Here is a 2082-nt window from a genome sequence, read left to right as displayed (position 1 = left end):
CAGCCGCTGCCCCTCCTGGTCGGTCAGTCTGCGCACACGGACAGGCTCAGCCACCACGCCTCCAGCGGTCGGATCGGACGTCACCGCACATCCAACCGCCACGACAACCAACCCGGCGAACCTATGCGGTCACAGCACTAGCTGCTCCAGCGGCAGGCGGGACACCGTCTTGATCAGGTCGTCCCGGCGGTACCCGAGGCCCGCAGCGAGCAGAATCCGCACATGCTGATCCAGTCCCTCGATCACCACCGAGGGCAGGCCGACGGCAGTCGGGATAGCCCACGCGTCCCGCAGAAGGACATCCAGATCGGCATCACCAACCGGTAGATGGACATGCAGCTCCCAAGGGGGGACAGCCCTTAGAGGGCCCCGCACTGCCCGGCCCCGCCGCGCGAGCAACCGATGCCCGGCCACTTGCAGAGCACGCAGCACCGCCATCTCGGCCACTGCCACCACCACGGTCCCGCGAACACTCTGTTCCATGATCGACCCACCCGGATTCTTGAGACGGGCTACAGGCGGAAGAACGGCACCAGCGGAGCAGGTGCCATCCCGGGGGATTCGAGCAGCTCCCACTGGCAGCCCGGCATCCTCTCCTCGACATCCCGCAGTGCCTGCCGCATCAAGAGCAGAAGCAGCGCCGAAAGCGCCCGGTCGGATGGTGACCAGGCGTGATCACGCAAGGTGTTCAGCACCATTAGCCCCGACATCTGCGTCCGGCCCGTCAGCCACTCCGTCACCGCGCTACCGGGTTCCCCGGCATCCAGTTCGGCCTCAGTTCGAGCGCACAGGTCCAGCGCCCAGTCCCGGACCGCCTGAGCAGCCTCCCAAGCGGCCCGCAGATCACCCAGCGGCGTGGTCTCCGCGAACCCCGCCAGTGTGCTGCAGGCATCGCCACCAGCGACGGTGGTCATCCCGCCGTCAGCGGGGAAGACCGCCTCAGCAGCCGGGATGTCCTCGACCGTGTACTCGACCAGGGACGCCACCGGATTCCCCCACCCCTCCGGCTGCACCGACCGCAGCACGTCACCAACCCCCTGCGGCGTGACAGCCGCGCCCCCGCGCAGCACGATGGACACCGCAACCGTGGTTGCCTCTCCGCCAGACAGTCCCGAAGGCTCCGGGTTCCGGTCCAGCTCATCCAGCTCCGGCGGTGGCCAGACCACCCCCTCTCTGTGCTGGTGACGCGCGATGCCCCGATCGATGCGACGAGCCCGCGTGGGAACCAACGTGGTGCGCTGCCCAGACGCGATCACCTCGTCGGCGGCACGCGCCGCCCACTCCTCCTCGTCCTCCCCGGCCTCCGGCCCGCCCTCACCGAAGCCGGCACCCGGAATCCGAGCCGCCCTGCCGAAAGCCTTCCGCGCAGCTTCCTCCGGCACCGGAAGCCCCTCATCGAACAGAGCCAGCGCCAGATCGGACGGCCGAGCACCCTTCCGGGCCAGACGGGCGAGTGCTACCACCAGATCGAACGCCTCATCCCGCGGAACCGACACACTCCCACGCCCTCGGCCGAGCGACCGCACCACATTCCCCGGCAGCAGACCCGCCCGCCTCCACACCGTAAGCCGCTTCACCGAGACCACATAGCCGTGCTGGCGCGCGTGGTCGATGAGCCGCTGATCAGCGGGACTCGGAGCACTCGTGGAGGGCATGCCGCGACGCTACCCAACTCGTCCCGCCCAGCGTGGGCCCTTTTGGAGACCCCCCACCTTCACGGGGGACGGGAACGCCAGCCCTGGTGTCCTTGGTGAACCGCCGGAGCACATGGCCCCGGCAACGAACCTGGAGGACCCGATGCCCACCATCACTCTTCTCCCGCCGCTGACCGGCAATCCCGCCTGGGCGGTGATCACCCTCCTCTGCGTCTGGATCACCGTCTACGTCGTCATCGTCGCCGTCGCCCTATTCCACCCCCGCCGCTCCCGCCGGAAGGAAGCCCGCAAGATCCTTGACTGTCACCTCCCCATCCCCAGGACCTTGTGACATCCCCGCAAGAGTGGCTGTGGGATGGTGACAAAGACTGTCCTGGCATAACAAAACGGTCGCTGATGGGGCATCGCCGGTCACCGGTAGCCACTA

3 protein-coding genes are annotated in these 2082 nt (G+C 68.3%); 1 reads left to right on the top strand and 2 read right to left on the bottom strand.

Features of this window, described 5'->3' with window-relative positions:
* Nucleotides 1-129: 129 nt before the first annotated feature.
* Together FF041_RS38265 and FF041_RS30410 are read right to left on the bottom strand one after the other, a co-directional pair.
* Entirely contained in the window at nucleotides 130-483 is a 354-nt protein-coding gene (locus tag FF041_RS38265; RefSeq protein WP_194292232.1) for a hypothetical protein, read from the bottom strand.
* Between the two features lie 29 nt (nucleotides 484-512).
* A complete protein-coding gene (locus FF041_RS30410) occupies nucleotides 513-1496 on the bottom strand; it encodes a hypothetical protein (RefSeq protein ID WP_194292231.1) in 984 nt (327 codons plus the stop codon).
* A gap of 301 nt (nucleotides 1497-1797) precedes the next feature.
* On the opposite strand from FF041_RS30410, the gene FF041_RS30405 reads away from it, so the two are divergent.
* The gene (locus tag FF041_RS30405) at nucleotides 1798-1986 is read left to right on the top strand and encodes a hypothetical protein (RefSeq protein WP_153525762.1); all 189 of its coding nucleotides are present in this window, start codon (nucleotides 1798-1800) and stop codon (nucleotides 1984-1986) included.
* Nucleotides 1987-2082 lie beyond the last annotated feature (96 nt).

The organism is Streptomyces jumonjinensis (assembly GCF_009600885.1).
GTDB classification, from domain to species: Bacteria; Actinomycetota; Actinomycetes; order Streptomycetales; family Streptomycetaceae; genus Streptomyces; species Streptomyces jumonjinensis.
This window is presented reverse-complemented; position numbering and strand designations above follow the sequence as displayed.

Bases quoted from the DNA above. Each gene is read 5' to 3' on its own strand.
- FF041_RS30405 (WP_153525762.1), top strand. From the start codon at position 1,798: ATGCCCACCATCACTCTTCTCCCGCCGCTGACCGGCAATCCCGCCTGG.
- FF041_RS38265 (WP_194292232.1), bottom strand. From the start codon at position 483: ATGGAACAGAGTGTTCGCGGGACCGTGGTGGTGGCAGTGGCCGAGATG.